20 protein-coding genes are annotated in these 19,947 nt (G+C 65.9%); 9 read left to right on the forward strand and 11 right to left on the reverse strand.

Annotated elements, in window-relative coordinates:
* Window positions 1–115: 115 nt before the first annotated feature.
* The 6 genes from ACK6C6_RS22520 to xapA all read right to left on the reverse strand — a co-directional run bounded on the left by ACK6C6_RS22520 (window position 116) and on the right by xapA (window position 7,382).
* Entirely contained in the window at window positions 116–520 is a 405-nt protein-coding gene (locus tag ACK6C6_RS22520) for a cytidine deaminase (RefSeq protein WP_209587960.1), read from the reverse strand.
* A 10-nt stretch (window positions 521–530) separates the two neighbouring features.
* Complete coding sequence (gene deoA / locus ACK6C6_RS22525) at window positions 531–1,853, reverse strand: thymidine phosphorylase (RefSeq protein ID WP_409269397.1); 1,323 nt, start codon at window positions 1,851–1,853, stop codon at window positions 531–533.
* Between the two features lie 120 nt (window positions 1,854–1,973).
* Window positions 1,974–4,352 carry an aldehyde dehydrogenase family protein gene (locus ACK6C6_RS22530; protein WP_409269399.1) on the reverse strand — a complete coding sequence of 793 codons (2,379 nt, stop codon included), beginning with the start codon at window positions 4,350–4,352 and terminating at the stop codon, window positions 1,974–1,976.
* A gap of 18 nt (window positions 4,353–4,370) precedes the next feature.
* Window positions 4,371–5,327, reverse strand: coding sequence for a deoxyribose-phosphate aldolase (gene deoC, locus ACK6C6_RS22535; protein ID WP_036212050.1), 957 nt, complete (start codon window positions 5,325–5,327; stop codon window positions 4,371–4,373).
* Window positions 5,324–6,517, reverse strand: coding sequence for a phosphopentomutase (locus tag ACK6C6_RS22540; RefSeq protein WP_409269400.1), 1,194 nt, complete (start codon window positions 6,515–6,517; stop codon window positions 5,324–5,326). Before ACK6C6_RS22540 ends, deoC begins: the two co-directional genes overlap by 4 nt.
* Before the next feature lie 22 nt (window positions 6,518–6,539).
* Window positions 6,540–7,382 (reverse strand): xanthosine phosphorylase, encoded by an 843-nt coding sequence (gene xapA, locus ACK6C6_RS22545; protein WP_036212055.1) that lies wholly within the window; start codon window positions 7,380–7,382, stop codon window positions 6,540–6,542.
* 259 nt (window positions 7,383–7,641) lie between these two features.
* Between xapA and ACK6C6_RS22550 the strand changes: the two genes are divergently transcribed.
* The 3 genes from ACK6C6_RS22550 to ACK6C6_RS22560 are packed head-to-tail and all read left to right on the forward strand — an operon-like array spanning window position 7,642 to window position 10,584.
* The gene (locus ACK6C6_RS22550) at window positions 7,642–8,748 is read left to right on the forward strand and encodes a carbohydrate kinase (protein ID WP_409269401.1); all 1,107 of its coding nucleotides are present in this window, start codon (window positions 7,642–7,644) and stop codon (window positions 8,746–8,748) included.
* Between the two features lie 2 nt (window positions 8,749–8,750).
* Window positions 8,751–9,659, forward strand: coding sequence for a pseudouridine-5'-phosphate glycosidase (locus tag ACK6C6_RS22555; protein ID WP_409269402.1), 909 nt, complete (start codon window positions 8,751–8,753; stop codon window positions 9,657–9,659).
* Window positions 9,660–9,672: 13 nt separating this feature from the next.
* Complete coding sequence (locus tag ACK6C6_RS22560; RefSeq protein ID WP_209587954.1) at window positions 9,673–10,584, forward strand: LysR family transcriptional regulator; 912 nt, start codon at window positions 9,673–9,675, stop codon at window positions 10,582–10,584.
* Here ACK6C6_RS22560 and ACK6C6_RS22565 read toward each other — a convergent pair.
* Window positions 10,571–10,780, reverse strand: a complete 210-nt coding sequence (locus ACK6C6_RS22565) for a hypothetical protein (RefSeq protein ID WP_209587953.1) — start codon at window positions 10,778–10,780, stop codon at window positions 10,571–10,573. The two genes, ACK6C6_RS22560 and ACK6C6_RS22565, sit on opposite strands and share 14 nt — an antisense overlap.
* Window positions 10,781–10,985: 205 nt before the next feature.
* Here ACK6C6_RS22565 and ACK6C6_RS22570 point away from each other — a divergent pair, with 205 nt between their 5' ends.
* On the forward strand, window positions 10,986–11,360 hold the full coding sequence (locus ACK6C6_RS22570; protein ID WP_285375199.1) for a hypothetical protein: 375 nt from the start codon (window positions 10,986–10,988) through the stop codon (window positions 11,358–11,360).
* A gap of 46 nt (window positions 11,361–11,406) precedes the next feature.
* Here ACK6C6_RS22570 and pcp read toward each other — a convergent pair whose 3' ends face one another.
* The 3 genes from pcp to ACK6C6_RS22585 are packed head-to-tail and all read right to left on the reverse strand — an operon-like array spanning window position 11,407 to window position 13,705.
* Window positions 11,407–12,051, reverse strand: a complete 645-nt coding sequence (pcp, locus tag ACK6C6_RS22575) for a pyroglutamyl-peptidase I (protein ID WP_409269704.1) — start codon at window positions 12,049–12,051, stop codon at window positions 11,407–11,409.
* Window positions 12,051–13,004 carry a DUF979 domain-containing protein gene (locus ACK6C6_RS22580; protein ID WP_409269403.1) on the reverse strand — a complete coding sequence of 318 codons (954 nt, stop codon included), beginning with the start codon at window positions 13,002–13,004 and terminating at the stop codon, window positions 12,051–12,053. Before ACK6C6_RS22580 ends, pcp begins: the two co-directional genes overlap by 1 nt.
* On the reverse strand, window positions 13,001–13,705 hold the full coding sequence (locus ACK6C6_RS22585; RefSeq protein WP_409269404.1) for a DUF969 domain-containing protein: 705 nt from the start codon (window positions 13,703–13,705) through the stop codon (window positions 13,001–13,003). Before ACK6C6_RS22585 ends, ACK6C6_RS22580 begins: the two co-directional genes overlap by 4 nt.
* Window positions 13,706–13,860: 155 nt before the next feature.
* Between ACK6C6_RS22585 and ACK6C6_RS22590 the strand changes: the two genes are divergently transcribed.
* Window positions 13,861–14,829: an IS1595 family transposase gene (locus ACK6C6_RS22590; RefSeq protein WP_409269706.1), complete on the forward strand. Its 969-nt coding sequence runs from the start codon at window positions 13,861–13,863 to the stop codon at window positions 14,827–14,829.
* A gap of 19 nt (window positions 14,830–14,848) precedes the next feature.
* On the opposite strand, the gene ACK6C6_RS22595 is transcribed toward ACK6C6_RS22590, so the two are convergent.
* On the reverse strand, window positions 14,849–15,151 hold the full coding sequence (locus tag ACK6C6_RS22595; protein ID WP_036212074.1) for a YciI-like protein: 303 nt from the start codon (window positions 15,149–15,151) through the stop codon (window positions 14,849–14,851).
* 138 nt (window positions 15,152–15,289) lie between these two features.
* Here ACK6C6_RS22595 and ACK6C6_RS22600 point away from each other — a divergent pair, with 138 nt between their 5' ends.
* The 4 genes from ACK6C6_RS22600 to ACK6C6_RS22615 all read left to right on the forward strand — a co-directional run bounded on the left by ACK6C6_RS22600 (window position 15,290) and on the right by ACK6C6_RS22615 (window position 19,946).
* A complete protein-coding gene (locus tag ACK6C6_RS22600) occupies window positions 15,290–15,823 on the forward strand; it encodes a DUF2231 domain-containing protein (protein ID WP_409269406.1) in 534 nt (177 codons plus the stop codon).
* Window positions 15,824–15,956: 133 nt separating this feature from the next.
* Complete coding sequence (locus tag ACK6C6_RS22605; RefSeq protein WP_409269407.1) at window positions 15,957–16,922, forward strand: alpha/beta hydrolase; 966 nt, start codon at window positions 15,957–15,959, stop codon at window positions 16,920–16,922.
* A gap of 387 nt (window positions 16,923–17,309) precedes the next feature.
* Window positions 17,310–18,320 carry a BMP family ABC transporter substrate-binding protein gene (locus tag ACK6C6_RS22610; protein WP_209587947.1) on the forward strand — a complete coding sequence of 337 codons (1,011 nt, stop codon included), beginning with the start codon at window positions 17,310–17,312 and terminating at the stop codon, window positions 18,318–18,320.
* A 96-nt stretch (window positions 18,321–18,416) separates the two neighbouring features.
* Window positions 18,417–19,946 (forward strand): ABC transporter ATP-binding protein, encoded by a 1,530-nt coding sequence (locus ACK6C6_RS22615; RefSeq protein ID WP_409269408.1) that lies wholly within the window; start codon window positions 18,417–18,419, stop codon window positions 19,944–19,946.
* Window position 19,947: the final 1 nt, after the last annotated feature.

Here is a 19,947-nt window from a genome sequence, read left to right on the forward strand (position 1 = left end):
GCCGGGATTGCCATGTTGCTCTTGAGGAAGCTCAGCTTGCTTGGCTTTAGACAAGCAAAAGAAAAGCGCTGCCGCGTTTGTCGCGTGCAGCGCTTGTAAGCGGGACGAGTGCCGCTTACCGGTTGAGGTCTCCGCCAACGAAGGCATTCGGCAGCTGCTCGGCCGCCGTGGTCTCGAACACGTCGCCGTTCAGGTTGGTCAGCACCACCGGCAGTGCCTTGCCGCCCAGTTCCAGGATCACCTGGCGGCAGGCGCCGCAGGGGGCGATCGGACCCTCGGTCTGGCCGATCACAGCCAGGGCCGTGAAGTCGCCCGGCTTGTAGCCGTGCGCGATGGCGCTGAAGAAGGCGGTACGCTCGGCGCAGTTGCACAGGCCGTAGGAGGCGTTTTCCACGTTACAGCCGCGGAAGATGCGCCCGTCCTTGCATTCCAGCGCGGCGCCGACCTGGAACTTCGAGTACGGCGTGTAGGCCAGTTCGCGCGCGGCGCGCGCTTCGTCGATGAGTTTCGCGTATTTCATGGTCTGGGTATCAAGGACGGATGGTCTTGTAGATCATCGGCTCGGCCGCCGCTGCATCAAGGCCGATCTGGTAGGCCGCCTGCACCTGGCGCACCGCCTGCTCGGCAGCTTCCCTGGAGCGTGCATGCACCATCGCCAGCGGCTGGCCCACCGCGATCGCATCGCCCAGCTCCACCAGATTGGTGAGGCCGACGGCGAAGTCGATCGTGTCCTGCGGACGCACGCGGCCGCCGCCCAAGGCCACCACCGCCAGGCCGAGGCCGCGGGTGTCGACCGAGCTCGCAAAGCCGGCCTGCAGACTGGGTGCCGGCACGATGACCGGTGCGGTTTCCAGGTGTGCGTCCGGCTTGTCCATCAGGTCGGCCGGGCCGCCCAGCGCGCTGACCATGCGTGCGAAACGCTCGGCCGCTTCGCCGGAATCCAGCGCCGCCTGCAGCTTGGCGCGTGCTTCGGCGTCGTTGGCGGTGATACCCGAGATGACCAGCATCTCGGCGCACAGCGCCATGGTCACTTCGTGCAGGCGCGCGGGGCGCGATTTGCCGGTCAGGTAGTCGATCGCGACGCGCACCTCGACGGCGTTGCCGGCCGCGTGGCAGAGCGACTCGTTCATGCCGGTCAGGATGGCCGAGGTGCGGGTGCCGGCGCCGTTGCCGACGTGGACGATGCTCTCGGCCAGCTCCACCGATTTCTCGTAGGTCGGCATGAAGGCGCCGCTGCCGACTTTCACGTCCATCACCAGCGCATCCAGGCCGGCCGCCAGCTTCTTGGACAGGATCGAGCCGGTGATCATCGCCACCGATTCCACGGTCGCCGTGGTGTCGCGGATGCTGTAGAAGCGCTTGTCGGCCGGGGCCAGCTGGGCAGTCTGGCCGATGATGGCCACGCCCACGTCCTTGACGACCTGGCGGAATGTTTCCGGGTCAGGCACGGTGCTGTAGCCGGGGATCGAATCGAACTTGTCCAGGGTGCCGCCGGTGTGGCCCAGGCCGCGGCCCGAGATCATCGGCACGAAGCCGCCGCAGGCCGCGATCATCGGGCCCAGCATGAGCGAGACCACGTCGCCGACGCCGCCGGTCGAGTGCTTGTCGACCACCGGGCCCGGCAAGTCGAGGGATTTCCAGTCGAGGACCTGGCCGGAATCGCGCATCGCCAGCGTGAAGGCGACACGTTCGTCCATTGTCATGCCGTTGAAGTAGACCGCCATCGCGAGTGCCGCGATCTGGCCTTCGGTGGTGCTGCCGTCGGGGATGCCGCGCACGAAGAACTGGATCTCTTCGGCGCTCAGGGTGCCGCCGTCACGCTTTTTGCGGACGATTTCTTGGGGGAGGAACATATCAATCCTTTTCTATAACGTAGGGTGGGCGGGTCTCCCGCCCACGCGGTGATAGTTGGCGTATGCCTCACCGCGTGGGCGGGGAACCCGCCCACCCTACAAAACCATCAAAGCCGCGTATCAGACGCCGTATGGAATCCAAACGTTTTTGACTTGGGAAGCATGCTGCAGCACCGTGCGGCCGCAGGCCTGCTTCGCATCGAACCAGTCACGGCCCTTGGCGCCGCCGACCCAGGTGCGTTTGAGCGACTCGCTGGACAAGCGCTCGACTTCCGCGCAGCCCTCTGCCGAACCGTCGTGGCGCCACACGGCATCCACGTCCGAGTGCGAAGCCAGCGTACGCGCCAGTTCCGAGCTTGACCCCGTGACGATGTTCAGCGCGCCGCCCGGCAGGTCCGAGGTGTCCAGCACCTGGTACAGGTCGGTCGCCGAGAGCGGCGCCGTTTCCGACGGCACCGCCACCACGCGGTTGCCCAGCGCCAGCGCCGGCGCCACCAGCGAGATGAAGCCCAGCAGCGGGTTCTCGTTCGGGCAGATGATGCCGATCACGCCGACCGGCTCGTTCAGCGCCACGGTGATGCCGTGCATCGGCGGCTGGTGGGCCTGGCCGTCGTACTTGTCGCACCATGCGGCCCAGTAGAACAGGCGCTCGATCGAGGCCTGCACCTCGCGCGCCGCATCCTTGGCGCCGGTCTGCGCGGCGATGCGCTGGGCGAATTCGTCGGCACGGATCGCCAGGTTCTCGGCGACGTAGTACAGCACCTGGGCGCGGTTGTGCGCGGTGGCCTTGGACCAGCCGGACGCCTTGTGCGCCGCTTCCACGGCGTTGCGGATGTCCTTGCGGTTGCCTTCGCCGACGTCGGCCAGGAAGGCGCCGTTGGCGCCGTTGATGGCACGGCTGTAGGCGCCGTCCGGGCGCGCCTGCTTGCCGCCGATGTAGAGCTTGGCGGTGCGGTCGACGGCGAACGGGCTGCCTTCTTCCGATGCCTTGACGCGGCCCTTTTCAGGCACGCTAGGTGCTGCCGGGCGTGCGTCTTCCGACAACGGGGTCAGGTACTCGTACATGCCCTCTTTGCCGCCTTCGCGGCCGAAGCCCGATTCCTTGTAGCCGCCGAAGCCGCAGGCTGCGTCGAACTGGTTGGCGGTGTTGATCCACACCACGCCTGCCTTGATCTGCGGTGCCACGTCCAGCGCCAGCGAGATCGATTCCGACCACACGCAGGCGGCCAGGCCGTAGACAGTGTTGTTGGCCAGCTGCACCGCCTCCGACGGCGTACGGAAGCTCATCGCCACCAGCACCGGGCCGAAGATCTCGGCCTGGGCCACGGCGGCCGAGGTCGAAGCGCCGGTGATCAGGGTCGGCAGGTACCACGAACCCGCGGTCGGGGCTTCGCAGCTCGGCTGCCAGATGTCGCAGCCTTCCGCACGTGCCGATTCCACCAGGCCGTGGATGCGCTGCTGCTGGATCGGGTCGACCAGCGCGCCGATGTCGTTCGATTTATCCAGCGGCGAGCCGACGCGCAGGTTCTGCATGCGTGCTTTCACCTTGGCGATGAAGCGCTCGTAGACCGATTCCTGCACCAGAAGGCGCGAGCCGGCGCAGCAGACCTGGCCCTGGTTGAACCAGATCGAATCGACCAGGCCTTCGACCGCTGCATCCAGGTCGGCGTCGTCGAACACGATGAAGGGCGACTTGCCGCCCAGTTCCAGCGACAGCTTCTTGCCGGTGCCGGCGGTGGCCTTCCTGATGATGCGGCCGACTTCGGTCGAGCCGGTAAAGGCCAGCTTGTCGATGCCCGGGTGGTTGACGATGGCTTCGCCCACGGCGCCGTCGCCGGTGACGATGTTGACCACGCCGCTTGGGACGCCAGCTTGTTGGCAGATCTCGGCGAACAACAGCGCGGTCAGCGGCGTGAACTCGGCCGGCTTGAACACGATGGTGTTACCGGCGGCCAGGGCCGGGGCGATCTTCCATGCCAGCATGAGCAGCGGGAAATTCCACGGCACGATCTGGCCGACCACGCCGACGGCGCGGTAGTCCGCGAATTCTTCCGACTGCAGCTGGGCCCAGCCGGCGTGGTGGTAGAAGTGGCGCGCGGCCAGCGGCAGGTCGGCGTCGCGGGTCTCGCGGATGGTCTTGCCGTTGTCCAGGGTCTCGAGCACCGCGAACAGGCGCGAATGCTTCTGCAGCAGGCGCGCCAGCGAATACATGATCTTGGCACGGCCATGGCCGCCCAGCGCCACCCAGCCCGGCTGGGCGCGGCGCGCGGCCTGCACGGCGCGCTCGACGTCGTCGCCGGTCGCCTGGGTCACCTGCGCCAGTTCGCTGGCATCGGCCGGGTTGTTGGTGGCGAAGGTGGTCGCCGCTTCGGTCCACGCGCCGTCGATGAACAGGCCAAAACGGCGTCCATGCTGGTCCAGCCACGCATTCGCTTCCTTGGTGCTTTCTGGTGCGGGGCCGTAATCCATAGTCTGAAGAATCTCTTTAATAGTTGGCATGACGAATCCGATGCTGTTTTATGGTTGCGCGTGGCGATGGGCGGCCGAGTAGTTGCCGGTCACGTAGTGTTCGAGCTGGCGTTCGATGTCGGTCATCAGGCTCGACGCGCCGATGCGGAACAGGTGCGGCTGCAGCCAGTCGTTGCCGAGTTCTTCCTTCATCACGGTCAGGTACTGCAGCGCGGCCTTGGCGGTGGAGACGCCGCCGGCCGGCTTGTAGCCGACCTGGAAGCCGGTCTGCTCGTAGTAATCGCGGATCGCGCGGACCATCACCAGCGACACCGGGATGGTGGCGTTCACGCCCTCTTTACCGGTCGAGGTCTTGATGAAGTCGGCGCCGGCCATCATGCAGACCATCGAGGCCTTGGCCACGTTGTCCAGGGTGACGATGTCGCCGGTGGCGAGGATCGCCTTCACGTGCGCTTCGCCGCAGGCCTGGCGGTAGGCGACCATCTCGTCGTACAGGGCTTGCCAGTTGCCGGTCAGGACGTGCTGGCGGGTGATGACGATGTCGATCTCGGTGGCGCCGGCAGCCACGGAGAGTTCGATCTCGCGCAGCTTGGTCTCCAGGCTCGACAGGCCGGCCGGGAAAGCGGTCGACACGGCGGCGATCGGCAGGCGGCCCTGCAGCACTTTCACTGCCGGCTGAATCATCTCGTGGTACACGCAGACGGCGCCGGTAGTGAGCGATTCCAGGCCCAGGGCCTGCATCAGGTCCGAACGCAGCGGGCGCATCGCCTTCATGCACAGGCGCTCGACGCGGCCCGGGGTGTCGTCGCCGCCCAGGGTGGTCAGGTCCATGCACTCGATGGCGCGTACCAGCCAGGCGGCCTGGTATTCCTTCTTGACAGTGCGGCGGTTCGCCAGGCTGGCGGCGCGGCGGTCGGCAGCGTTGCGGTTCACCTTGACGTGCTTGACCAGCCCGAGGTCGAGGCCGACGGCGGTGTTACGTTTGAAATCCAGGGGCTGGGTCATAGCAGTGCGGTTCCGTTCGAAAGTGGTTTGACGCCAAGGTGCTTGGCGAGCGTTGCGCCGATATCCGAGAAAGTATTCGCGATCGGCAGTTCCTGCGGGGCGACGTTCGGGCCGAAGAAGATCATCGGGATGTGTTCGCGGGTGTGGTCCGAGCCCGGCGCGGTCGGGTCGCAGCCGTGGTCGGCGGTGATGACGACCAGGTCGCCATCCTTCAGCTTGGCCATGAATTCCGGCAGGCGCGCGTCCAGCTCGTGCAGCGCGTTCGAATAGCCGGCGACGTCGCGGCGGTGGCCGAAGTGCATGTCGAAGTCGACGAAGTTGACAAAGGTGAGCGACTTGGACGGCGCGCTGTCGGCCACCTCGACCAGGCGGTCGAACAGGGCCATGTTGTCGGCGCCCTTGATCAGCTGGGTCACGCCCTGGGCCGCGAAGATGTCGCTGATCTTACCCAGTGCGATGACTTCACCGCCCTCGTTCTTCACGTGGTCCAGCAGGGTCGGCGCGGTGGGCGGCACGGCGTAGTCGTGGCGGTTGCTGGTGCGCTTGTACTTGCCGTTCTCGCCCAGGAAGGGACGCGCGATCACGCGGCCGATGTTGTAGGGCTTGACGAGTTCATACGCGGCCTCGCAGACCTCGTACAGGCGCTCGAGGCCGAAGTGCTCTTCGTGGGCGGCGATCTGCAGCACCGAGTCGGCCGAGGTGTACAGGATCGGACGGCCAGTAGCGACGTGCTCGTCGCCCAGCTCGTCGATGATGGTGGTGCCGGAAGCGTGGCAGTTGCCGAGCCAGCCGGGCACGCCGGTCAGCTCTTGCAGTTTATCCGTCAGCTCTTTCGGGAAGGACGGCACCATCTTCGGGAAGTAGCCCCAGTCGAACAGCACCGGCACGCCGGCGATCTCCCAGTGGCCGCTCTGCGTGTCCTTGCCGGTCGACTGCTCGCGCGCGACGCCCCAGGCGCCCGTGAAGCCGTCGCGCTGGCTGAAGCCGGCGGCCCATTCGCCGCTGGCCTTGTGGGCGGCAGCGGCCAGGCCCAGGCGCTCCAGGTTCGGCAGCGACATCGGCTTGCCCTCTTTCGCTGCCCATGCTGCGATGTGGCCGAAGGTGTTGGCGCCTGCGTCGCCGTACTTGTCGGCGTCGGGCAAGGCGCCCAGGCCGAACGAGTCAAGCAGGAGGATGAATGCGCGTGACATGGATCGCTCGCTCTTTCGAAAATTAGGCTTCCGCGCGCGGGCTTGCGCCCAGGCGCTCGATGAAGGAATGGATCAGGGTGACCAGGTCCTTGGCCGCGATCGCGGCGTACTTCAGGGTCTGCTCGTGCGACAGCGGGAACGGGGTCAATCCCTCGGCCAGGTTGGTAATGGCCGAGATGCCGGCGACCTTCAGGCCGCAGTGGCGCGCCGAGATCACTTCCGGCACCACCGACATGCCGACCACGTCGGCGCCCATCGTCTTGAAGGCGCGGATTTCGGCGGCGGTCTCGAAGTTCGGGCCCGGGCAGGCCAGGTACACGCCTTCGTGCAGGGTGATGCCCTTGGCGGCCGCGGTTTCCTTGATCATGGCGCGCAGGTCGGCGTCATAGGCATTGGCCATGCTGAAGAAGCGTGGGCCGAAGCGCTCGTCGTTCGGGCCGGCCATCGGGCTGCCCGGCAGCAGGTTGATGTGGTCGTTCAGGACCACGACGCTGCCCGCATCCACTTCGGGACGCAGCGAGCCAGCGGCATTCGTCACCAGCAGCATCTCGCAGCCGATCAGCTTGAAGGTGCGCACGGCGGAGGTCATGACGTTGGCGCCGTAGCCTTCGTAGAAGTGGCCGCGGCCCTTCATGCACACGACCGGCACGCCGGCCAGGGTACCGAGCACCAGCTCGCCCGCGTGGCCGTGCACGGTGCTGATCGGGAAGCCCGGCAGGTCGGCATAGCTGATCGACACCGCGTCCGTCATCTGCTCGGCCAGCACGCCCAGTCCCGAACCCAGGATCAATGCGGCGCGCGGTGCGAAACCGGGTTTGCGGGCCTTGATGACTTCTGCTGCTTCAAATGGGGTATTGCTGAACATGGTAGTCCTTGTGTGCGGATTCGGGAGACGTGAGGAGGGGCTGGAACAGGGTTTGCTACATACCAGCCGGAATATTATAACTATGCATGAGGGGCGATATGTATGGCAAATACCATTTTTCTTGCCGATTTATTGGTTTAAAAAATAAATGATTCCGTGTATTGTTGACCTACAGACATAGAAACCGATTTTCTTTGACGTCGACCAAACATTTGTCTAGTATATACAAACATTTGTTTACTCTCATCGACACACCACCGTGACCGAGCTGCCAAAAAAAGAACAGTTGTACGAGCTGATCCGCGCGAATCCCTTCATCTCGCAACAGGACCTGGCGGCCCAGCTCGGGCTGTCACGCTCGGCCGTGGCCAACTACATCGCCACCCTGGTGCGCGAGCGCCGCATCCTGGGGCGTGCCTACGTGCTGCCGGACCAGCGTCCGATCCTGTGCATCGGCGCTTCCAACCTCGACCGCAAGCTGCGCAGCACCGCCAAGCTGGCGCTCGGCACCTCGAACCCGGCCAGCCAGGACGAATCCTTCGGCGGCGTCGCCCGCAACATCGCCGAGAACCTGGCGCGCCTGGGCGCGCCGGTGGCCCTGATCACGGCGGTCGGCAACGACGCGTCCGGCCGCGCCCTGCTCGCCCACGCCGAGGATGTCGGCATCGACACCCGCGGCGCCCTGCGCCTCGACGGCGTCAGTAGCGGCACCTATACCGCGGTGCTGGACCAGGACGGCGAGATGGTCGTGGCGCTGGCCGACATGGCCCTGAACGAGCGCCTGAGCCCGGAGTTCCTCGCCACTCGCCAGCAACAATGCGCCAGCGCCGCGTTGCTGGTGGCCGACCTCAACCTCCCCCACGACACCATTGCCGCCCTGCTCGACGGTGCAGCGCGCGACGGCGTGTCGCTGGTGCTGGTGGCGGTGTCGGAACCAAAGATGGCGCGCCTGCCGGAGCAGCTGCGCGGCCTGCGCCTCCTGATCCTGAACGAAGGCGAGCTGGCGACCCGCCTCAAGCGCCCGCTCGACAGCGACGCCGCCATCGGCGCCGCCTGCCGCGAGCTGCAGACCCAGGGCGTGCAGGACGTGGTGGTCACACGCGGCGCACGCGGCGTCATGTATACCTCGGATGGCGGCGTGCTGCGCCTCGATGCCTCGCAGGTCGAGGTCGTCGACGTCACCGGTGCGGGCGACGCCTTCGCCGCCGCCGTCTGCTGGTCGCTGCACAGCGGCGAGGCCGACCTCGGCCTGGCCTGCCGCCGCGGCCTGCAACTCTCCGCCATGACCATCGAATGCGAGCAGACCGTCTGCCCTGCGCTCGAACCGGGCCACCTGGATACTCTCAACGAATCTGTATTGGACTGACCATGCAATCCTTCCTCCTGTTCTCGCCTGAAGTAACAAGCGCGCGCGCCGCCGGCAAGCCCGTCGTCGCGCTCGAATCGACCATCATCTCGCACGGCATGCCCTACCCGCAGAACGTGCAGACCGCACGCGAAGTCGAGCAGATCATCCGCGACGCCGGCGCGGTGCCGGCCACCATCGCCATCATCGACGAACGGATCTGCGTCGGCCTGAACGACGAGCAGCTGGAGCTGCTGGGCGCCTCGCCCGACGCGCTGAAAGTCAGCCGCCGCGACCTGCCCTATGTGCTCTCTACCGGCAAACTCGGCGCCACCACCGTCGCCGCCACCATGATCTGCGCCCAGCTGGCGGGCATCGAGGTGTTCGTCACCGGCGGCATCGGCGGCGTGCACCGCGGCGCCGAGACCAGCTTCGACATCTCGGCCGACCTGCAGGAACTGGCCCACACCAGCGTGGCCGTGGTCTGCGCCGGCGTGAAGTCGATCCTCGACATCGGCCTGACCCTGGAATACCTGGAAACCCACGGCGTGCCGGTGCTGAGCGTCGGCCAGCCGGGCTTCCCGGCCTTCTTCACGCGCGAGAGCGGCTTCAAGGCCGACTTCCAGCTCGACACGCCGGCAGAACAGGCAGCCTTCATCCGCACCAAGTGGCAGCTCGGCCTGGCGGGCGGCGTGGTGGTCAGCAACCCGGTTCCCGCCGAAGCGGCGATGCCGAGCGAGGAAATCGACGCCATCATCCGGCAGGCGCTGGGCGAAGCGGAGGCGCAAGGCGTCAAGGGCAAGGCCGTCACTCCCTTCTTGCTGGCCCGCATCAAGGAACTGACCAAAGGCCGCAGCCTGGCGACCAACATCGCCCTGGTCAAGCACAATGCCCTGGTCGGCGCACGCCTGGCCGTGGCCTTGAACGCCTGATCCACGACGCGCCATGTCGATCGACCTGAAACAGCTGCGCTACTTCCTGGCCGTGGCCGAAGAGAAAAGCTTTTCGCGCGCGGCCGAACGCCTGCACATCTCGCAGCCGCCGCTGAGCCAGCAGATCATGAAGCTGGAGAGCGAACTCGGGGTGCGCCTGTTCACGCGCACCACGCGCAGCTTCGAGCTGACGGTGGCGGGCAAGGCGCTGATGGTGGAAGCGGCCGAGCTGCTGGCCAAGATGCGCATGACGATCGACACCATCCGCCAGATCGACCGCGGCGAAGTGGGCCGGCTGCGCGTGGGCATCGTCGGCTCGGCGATGTGGGGGCCGATTCCGTCCCTGCTGGAACAGTTCCAGAGCCAGTACCCGCGCGTGACCTGGACCATCCACGAACTGGGCCCGAACGACCAGTGGGAAGCGCTGCGCGCCAGGCAGATCGACGTCGGTTTCTGGCGCGAGCCGCGCATCGAGGGGGACGTGCTGAAGCAGGCCAACCTGCGCCAGGACCTGTGCTTTCAAGAGAACGTGTGCGTGGCGATCAACGAGAAGCACCCGCTGGCGCAGAACGAGGCGATCGAACTGATCGACATCGCCCACGAACCCATGCTGACCCTGCACCTGGACCAGTCGGCCGAACCGCGCTACCTGATCCAGTGCTGTGTGAATGCCGGCTTCCAGCCGACCATCTTCCAGGAAGCGGCCGAGCCGCAGACCCTGCTGGCCATGGTGGGCGCGGGCCTGGGCGTGGCGCTGCTGCCCCAGACCACCAGCCGCATCGGCTGGCCGGGCGTGCGCTTCCTGCCGATCCGGACCGATCCGCCCTCGGCGAACCTCTACATTGCTTACCCGGTGGAAGGCGATGCGCCGGTGGTGCGCGCCTTCCTGAACATCCTGTTCCCGGAACAGCCTACTGGCGCTTGAGCTCCACCGCCACCGTGCTGAGCGAGGCGATCTGGTGACGGCGGTCAGCGGGGCGGGTCAGCACGCGCATCGTGATTTCCATCGGCACGCCGAGCTTGGCGAGTTCGGTGGCGGCACGCGGGCGCCCTTCGCTGGCCGCCTCGTGGATGGCGGAATCGATGAGCAGTGCGGTCTTGTAGTCAGTTCGTCGGTCCATTGATCGATCCTAACATCCCGCAAGCACACACTCCAAGGCAATCGCCTTTCAACAAAACTTATTACAACAGCGGTTTTCATAAATTTTGTTTGAGAAGCAAGTTTTTCTTTATTCTGCGTTACTTCGCGCACCGTTCTCAACAAGTCTCTCGTGCAAACTCTTGTCAAAAGATGAATAACTTAAACCTCTTCACAAGGAGCACACCATGAAAACCACCGCTACCATTTCCGCCCTGATGCTGGCTGTCGCCGTGATGGCCACCGGCTGCAAGAAAACCGACGACAACCCGAACATGGGCCCGGCACAAGAAGCCGGCGCAGCCGTCGACAACGCTGCCGCCAACGCCGCACAGGAAACCCGCGAAGCCGCGCAGAAGGTCGAGAACGCGACCGAAAACGCAGCAGCACGCGTGGACGCCGCCGCCGAACGCGCTGGCGAGAACATTGAACAGGCTGGCGCCGAAGTCAAGCAGGAAACCAAGGAAGCCGCTGCCGAAGTCCGTGAAGCCTCGGACAAGGTGGGCGACAAGACCGGCGCGGCCCTGGAACGTGCCGGCGAGAAGCTGCAGGAAAAGCGCTAATCGCTTGATTGCTTGACGGAGTGCGTGGCGCAGCCCGGCGGGCGGCTCAGTGAGTCGCCCCGCCGGCCTGCGCCACGTCGCGTTCCACGTGCACGGCCGTGTCGACCGCCGTCATGATGCCCAGGATGATGTCGTCCAGGGCCATCGAGGGCGGATCGTCCGGCCGCTCCTCCGCCTGTTCGGGCAGGAAGGGCACGTGGATGAACCCCGCCCGGGTCGGCTTGCCGGCCGTGTGGTGCATCAGCCCGTAGAACACGTGGTTGCACACGAAGGTGCCCGCGGTCTGCGACACGCCCGCCGTCAAGCCCTTCTCGCGCATCGCCGCCACCATCGCCTTGATCGGCAGCGTGCTGAAATAGGCGGCCGGCCCGCCCTCGACGATGGGACGGTCTACCGGCTGGCGGCCGGCATTGTCGAGGATGGAGGCGTCGTCGACATTGATCGCCACCCGCTCCACCGACATCTCCGCGCGCCCGCCGGCCTGGCCGACGGCGATCACGATGTCCGGATGCAGCTCGTCCACCATCGCGGCCAGGGCATCCCTGGCATCGACGAAGACGCAGGGCAGCTGGCGCACTTCGACGCGAAAGCCCTCGCCGCTCCACCCATCCAGTGCACGCACGGCCTCCCAGGCCGGGTTGACGTTCGCCTTGTTGAACGGCTCGAAGCCGGTAAGCAGTACGGTCTTGATCATCGGTTCATCAGGAAGTACAAGAGAAAGATGTTCGCCACCAGCAGCGGCAGCGCCGTTGGAATCTGGGCCCGGATGACGGCGTTCTTGTCGGGCAGGTCGAGCAGCGCAGCCGGCACGATGTTGAAGTTCGCCGCCATCGGCGTCATCAATGTACCGCAATACGCGCTGAACATGCCGATTGCCGCCATCACGGCCGGGTTGGCGCCGTATACGCCGACCAGCACCGGAATGCCGACGCCGCCCGCCATCACCGGGAAGGCGGCGAAGCCGTTGCCCATCACGATCGTGAACAGGGCCATGCCGATGCAGAACACCGCCACCGCGACGAAGCGCGAATCCATGTCGATATAGGAGGTCGTCACGTGCGCCACCGCCTTGCCCACGCCGGCCTCGGTGAACAGCAGGCCGAGCACGGCCAGCATGTGCGGCAGCACGAAGGCCCAGCTGATCGCATCGACCAGGCGGCGCGCCTCGCGCACGCCCTGCAGCGGCGTGGCGCGCGTCAGCCAGCAGGCCGCGCCCAGCGCCAGCAGCGCCGCGACGCCCAGGGCGGCCAGGGTCAGGTGCTTGGGATCGAGCAGCGGCACGCCGCCCACCTGCACATCCGAGAATACGGTGGCCCCCAGCATCGTCACCAGCGGCAGGATCAGCGCCGGGATGAACAGGCGGTTGCCGAGCCGGGCGCTGGAGGCGCGGCGCTGCTCCTCCGGCACCACGGCGGGCTTGCCGCCGATGACGCCCCCGAAGCCCGCCAGCAGCGCCATCAGGATCATCAGGGCGCCGACAAAGCTCGGGGCCAAACGTTCGCCCGCCAGGTAGAGCAAGGCGTACAGTCCCCAGAACAGCGCGGTCGTATGGCGGCGCGGATTGCTGCGGTCGCGCAGGTTCATCACGGCCACGGCCAGGAACAGCAGGCCGGCGACGATGTAGAACAGCTCGAGCGTGATCATGCCTTCACCCCTGTCTCGCCCATCGTGCGGCGAACGTGCGCATCGAGCCGGCGCAGGTTCCAGGCGTGGATGATGAAGGCGGTGATGGCGGTTGGGATGCCCCACAGCGCCATGTGCAGCGGATCGACCGCGATGCCCTCGGCGTTCAGGATGGTCTGCATCAGGACGATCGCGCCGAAGGCGACAAAAATGTCTTCGCCGAAGAACAGGCCGACGTTGTCGGTGGCGGCGGACATGGCGCGGATGCGGTGGCGCAGCGGCTCGGGCAGGTTGCCATAGCGCGTTTCGGCGGCGGCTTCGGCCATTGGCGCCACCAGCGGACGCACCATCGAGGCCTGGCCGCCCAGGCTGGTCAGGCCGGCGGCGGCCGAGGTTTCGCGCGCGAACAGGTAGACGATCAGGAGGCGCCCCGCGGTGGCCGAGCGCACCTTGGCGATCGCGGCCTGGGCGCGCTCGCGCAGGCCGGCGCGCTCCAGCAGGCCGATCGCGGCCAGCGGCAGCAGCAGGATCAGCGGCAGGTTGCGCGTCTTGACGAAGGCGCTGCCGAGCGAGGCGAGGATGGCCTCAACCGGCATGGCGGCGGCAAACCCGGTGACACCGCAGGCGGCCACCACCACCAGCACGGGATGCGCGCGCAGCAGGAACCCGGCGACGATGACCGCGACGCCGAGCAGCGGCCACAGGTTGACGGCAGTGTGCATGAACTCTCCGGCTCAGTTGAAAGCCGGGCAATGTTACCTGTTCAATGCCGTTGCCAGCACTAATTTTTTGGCGCTGTTCTCTTTAACTATGGATGAGCACCGAACTGCTGAGCTCATCGACGGTCGAATGCCTGTCACCACAGACGGGAACGATCATGCTCGCACCGCATTTCAAGAAGTGGTTTGCCAAGCTCCCCGCATTGAACCTGCCCCAGCGCCTTCAAACGCTGGCCGCTCTGCATCCCGCTGCCGGGCTCGACCGGGTGATCGCCCTTATCGGCCAGATCGGCGCCACGCAGCGCCGCTGCCCGAGCTGCGCCTGCGAAGCTTACTACCAGCATGGACAAGCGAACGGCCTGCAGCGCTACCGCTGCCGCGCCTGCGGCCGCACCTATAACGACCTGAGCGGCACGCCGCTGGCGCGGCTGCGACTGCGTGAAAAATGGCTCGATTACCTGGGCACCGTGCTCGACTCGAAGTCGGTACGCGCTGCCGCCAGCGAGGTCGGCGTGCACCGCAACACCGCCTTTCGCTGGCGTCACCGCTTCCTGGAGCGCCCCAGGCACGACCAGCCGAGGCGCCTGGGCGGCATTGCCGAGGCTGACGAAATGTTCATGCTGGAGTCGCAAAAAGGCGCGCGCAAGCTGGACCGGCCAGCACGCCGGCGTGGCGGCCGCGCCAGCAGGCGCGGCATTTCACGCGAACTCGACTGCATTCTTGTCGCGCGCGACCGCAGTGGCCAGACCGTCGATGCCGTGGTCGGCCGTGGCGCCTTGACGGCGGCGCAGCTGGAGCGGCATCTGCTGCCCAGGCTCGACCGGCAGGTGCTGCTGGTCAGCGACGCCCATGCGGCCTACCGCAGTTTCGCCCGCAAGCATGGCATTGCGCACCAGGCGGTGAACCTGCGTGCGGGAGTCCGGGTACGCCGCGGCCTTGCCGGTGCCATTCATGTGCAAAATGTGAATGCCTACCACCAGCGCTTCCGGCAATGGTTGAGCCGCTTCCGCGGCGTAGCTTCGCGCTACTTGCCGAACTACCTGGGCTGGCGCCGGGCGCTGGATGGCGGGCGGATCACCACGGCAGAGCAATTACTGCGACTCGTGTTCGGAGTCATCCATAGCTAACGCTGACAGCGCCAATTTTTTAGCCAGGGTGGACAGGGGTGAAGGCGTCGTCGCCGATCACGGTGTTCCACTGGCGCACGTGGAAGGCGCGCACCAGGCCGTGAGTCACGTAGGGGTCCCGGGCGGCGAACAGCTGGGCCGTTTGCGGGCTGTCGCAGCTGAACATCAGCACCGCGCGGTCGGCGGGATTGTCCAGCGCGCCGGCAAGCACCAGCTCGCCACGCCGCTGCGCTTCCCAGGCCAGCTTCAGATGTTCGTCGCGGAATTCGGCGCGGCGCTCGAGATAGTCGGGGGCGAGGTCATACATGAGCAGGTAGTGCACAAGGTCTCCGATGATAAGGCGGCGCGTGGGCCGGAATGATCGATCTTACTCGAACATCCGGCCATCCCCAACCGTGCGTGCCGCTCCCCGCCGCTATGCCACACTTGACGGGACAGCAACCAACGCCAGGAGCACGCCATGAACAAGATCACCATTGCCGGCCAACCTCTGCACTCGATCCTGGGCGCGGCCCCAAGCATCCTCATTCCCTTCGGCTTCATCCTCGACGCCATGCACAGCGCCACCGGCGACGAAGACTACGCCAAGGCCTCCTACCTGAGCATGGGGGCCGGCATCGTGGGTGGCCTGGCGGCCGGCGCCGCCGGCGTGGCGGATTACGTGGCCGACAAGCCGCAGGGCGAAGCCAAGCGCGAAGGCCAGCTGCATGCGGCCCTCACCGGCGCGGCCCTGCTGGTGGGCGCGGCCAACCTGGTGCTGCGCCGCCAGGGCAGCCATGCCCGGGGCGGCTCGCTGGCCCTGACAGCCCTGTCGGCCGCCGGCGTGCTGGCCTCCGAATACCTGGGCAGGCGCATGGGTAGCAATAGCGAATCTGGCGAGCATGCCGAAGCCGGCGTGCACGCCGACGGGCAGGACGTGCGCATCGACCATCGCGCGCCCGACGTCGAGCAATACGTCGCCGCCGGCCCTTCCTCGCTGCACGCACCGGAATGAGGCGCGGGGCCCCTCGGGGCCCTCCCAGCTTGTTGTTGTAATAAGCCAACTGTTCCGCTACGCATTCATATCGCGTTCCACTTAGCGAAGTGCCGCACAGAACAAGTTCCTGCGGCAGGCGTAGACTGGAACCATGGACACTTCAAAGAAAATGGCGGCGGGGATCACGGGGTTTGCCAGCTTTTTGTGGCTGACCCTGACCGCCGCGGTCGCGGCCAACCAGCGCCGCCTGGTGTTCAATCCCTGCATCACCCCCGAATGCGAAAGCCCGCGCAGCAGCGGGCACCGCACCCGCCCTGTCGTCCTGCGCGCCAAGGACGGCACCCGCCTGTGCGGCTGGCTCCTCACTCCCCTCGTTCCGGGTCCGCGTCCCGCGGTGATGTATTTCGGCGGCCGCTCCGAGGAAGTGTCCTGGGTCGCGCGCGACGCCGGCAAGCTGTTCCCCGGCATGACCGTGCTGGCCATGAACTACCGCGGCTACGGCCAGTCGCATGGCGTGCCGGCCGAGATCCACATGATCGACGACGGCTGCACCCTGTTCGACTGGCTCGCCGAACTCGGCCAGGTGGACGCCGCGCGCATCGCCCTGGTCGGCCGCAGCCTCGGTTCGGGCGTGGCGGTGCAGGTGGCGAAGCAGCGCCCGGTGCACTCGGTGGTCCTGATCACGCCCTACGATTCCATCCTCGCCATCGCCAAGCGGCGCTTCCGCGTGATGCCGATCGAGTACATGCTGCGCCACCGCTTCGAGTCGATCAAGTACGCGCCCTCGCTCAAGGCGCCGACCTATATCCTGCGCGCTGCCGACGACGACGTGGTGCCGCACTCGCATACCGACCAGCTGGTGGGCAAGCTGGCCACGCTGGTGGGCGACGACACCGTGCCCGGCTCGGACCACATGAACATCCCCTACCTGGAAGCGACCCAGGCCCTGATCGCCAGCTTCCTCACGCGCCAGTTCGCCAAGCCGGCCACCCCTCCCCAGCTGCCGGCCGCCGAACCGAGCGCTTCGGAGGCGGCAAAGCCCCAGATCGAAGTCGGCAAGGAAGTCGGCCCCAAGCCGGCGCTGGCCGTCGACACGATGAGCGCCATAGCAAAATAATTGCTGAATATTGTCAGCAGTTATATTTCCTTGGAATAAATTGCCAAGTAAAATCGTATTTGTCATCAATATGTCGTTTGATGCATATTTGACAGGCTGAGCTGCGTACACCCGGATTTCCCTTCATTGCGCGGCGTTGCGGGCTGGTTTCGGCTCCAGGCCTGTCCTTGTAGCCGTATTGATGTTGCAGATGAGCTACAGGTATCAAGCACTGTCGAGAGAAACACTACCGCGATACAAATCGTAACCACACGGGCGCCGTGCGGCTGACACAATGCGCTTCGCATTGTCCGGCTCCCCACCGCCATTGACGATGCAGCTTGCGCAGCCCGTTCCTGTCTCACTGTTGGGCCGGGTACAATATCGAAATTCCCAGGAGCCTCATTCATGAAACTCAAGCAACTCACCATGACCATTGCGGCGCTGTGCGTCGCCGGCAGCGCAGGCGTCGCGGCTGCAGCGCCCGCCGCGCCGAAGCTCGGCATGGTCTACGATGCGGGCGGCAAGTTCGACAAATCGTTCAACCAGTCGGCTTTCGAAGGCCTGCAGCGCTTTACGAAGGAAACCGGCATCAAGGTCTTCGAAGTGCAGGCCAACAGCGATACCCAGGCCGAGCAGGTGATGCGCGGCCTCGCGCGCAAGAAGGTCGACCTGATCGCGGCGATCGGCTTCTCGCAGACCCAGGCGGTCCAGAAGGTCGCCAAGGAATTCCCGAACGTGCGCTTCGTGCTGATCGACAGCATCGCGCAGGGTAACAACATCAACTCGGTGATGTTCAAGGAACAGGAAGGCTCCTACCTGGTCGGCGTCGCCGCCGCCATGGCTTCCAAATCGAAGAAACTGGGCTTCGTCGGCGGCATGGACATCCCGCTGATCCGCGCCTTCGCCTGCGGCTACACCCAGGGCGCGAAAGCGCAGTTCCCGAAAGTCGAGATCATGCAGAACATGGTCGGCACCACCGCCGCGGCCTGGAACGATCCGGCCAAGGGCGGCGAGCTAGCGCGCGCGCAGTTCGACCGCGGCGCCGACGTGGTGTTCGCGGTGGCCGGCGGCAGCGGCATGGGCGCCCTGCAGATGGCCAAGACCAAGGGCAAGCTGGCGATCGGCGTCGACTCGAACCAGAACTACCTGCATCCGGGCACCATGCTGACCTCGATGGTCAAGCGCGTGGACGTCGCCGTCTATGACTCCTTCATGGCCGTGAAGAACGGCACCTGGAAGCCGGGCGTCACCTACAAGGGCCTGAAGGAAGGCGGCGTGGACTGGGTCCTGGACAAGGACAACCGCAAGGTCGTCTCGCCGGAGATGGAAAAGCGCGTGAACGCCGTGCGCACCGACATCATCAACGGCAAGATCAAGGTCATCGACTACCGTACCGCCGGCAGCTGCCCGGTCTGATTCACCTATCCCATTCTGAAGCGCGCCGCGCCGGTCATCCCGGCCCGGCGCGCTTTTGAATGAATGAAGCATCCACTCTTATAAGTACTGATCGCAATGCAGCCAGCCGTAGAATTTCGCAACATTAGCAAGGCCTTCGGGGCCGTGCAGGCGAACGCTGACGTCAGCTTCTCGATCGCCAAAGGCTCGATCCACGGCGTGATCGGCGAGAATGGCGCGGGCAAGTCCACCCTCATGAGCATCCTGTACGGCTACTACCATGCCGACAGCGGCCAGCTCGTGATCAACGGCCAGGAGCGCCAGATCCGCTCGTCCCTCGAGGCGATCGACCTGGGCATCGGCATGGTGCACCAGCACTTCATGCTGGTCGAGAACATGACCGTGCTCGACAACGTCATGCTGGGCACCGAGGGCGGATTCAAGCTGGCTGCCAAGCGCAAGGAAACCGAGGCGAAATTGCGCGAGATCTGCGCCAAGTACCGCCTCGACGTCGACCCGCTGGCCACCATCCACGACCTGTCGGTGGGCGCCCAGCAGCGCGTCGAGATCCTCAAGCAGATCTACCGCAGCGCCGAGATCCTGATCCTGGACGAGCCGACCGCCGTCCTCACCGCCCAGGAAACCGCCTCGCTGTTCGAGATCCTGCGGCTGTTCAAGGAACAGGGCAAGACCATCATCCTGATCACCCACAAGCTGGGCGAGATCATGGAGATCACCGACCAGGTGACCGTGATGCGCGCGGGCCGCGTGGCCGGCGCCGTCGCCACCCGCGACACGTCAAAAGAACAGCTGGCCAACATGATGGTCGGCCGCCCGATCGAAGGCAACCTGCCGCGCAAACCGTATCAGCCGGGCGCACCGGTGCTGCAGGTCAGCGGCCTGCAGCTGGAAGACAAGAACAAGGTCAAGCTGCTATCCGACATCGACCTCACGGTGCGCGCCGGCGAGATCGTGGCGATTGCCGGCGTGTCGGGCAACGGCCAGAGCGAGCTGATGGAAATCCTGTCGGGCATGCGCCTGCCGAGCTCCGGTAAAGTCGAGTTTCTCGGCAAGGAACTGCCCTATGCCGGCCGCTCCAACGCGGACGGCCTGCCCGCCACCTTCCGCGATCTGGGCATCGGCCACGTGCCGGAAGACCGTCTGCGCGACGGCGTCATCAAGGATTTCTCGGTCATGCAGAACACGGTGTTCGGCTACCAGGACCGCGTCAAGAACAAGCTGGGCCTGTTCGACTTCGACGCCATCGCCAAGCGCTGCGCGCACCTGCTCGAGGCCTTCGACGTGCGCCCCAAGAATCCAGACCTGCGCATCGGCCTACTCTCGGGCGGCAACCAGCAGAAGGTCGTGATCGCACGCGAAGTGTCGGCCGCACCCAAGCTGATGCTGGTCGGCCAGCCCACCCGCGGCGTCGACATCGGCACCATCGAAAGCATCCACACCCAGCTGCTGCGCCTGCGCGACGAAGGCGTGGCGATCCTCCTGGTGTCGACCGAGCTGGAAGAAGTGCGCGCGCTGGCCGACCGCATCGTGGTCGTCTCGAGCGGCCGCGTCACCGGTGAGCTGAACATCGACGAATTCGATACCACCCGCATTGGCCTCTTGATGGGCGGGATGCACAAGCACTGAT

Source organism: Massilia sp. BHUDP2, from assembly GCF_046236355.1.
Classification (GTDB): Bacteria; Pseudomonadota; Gammaproteobacteria; order Burkholderiales; family Burkholderiaceae_D; genus Telluria; species Telluria varians.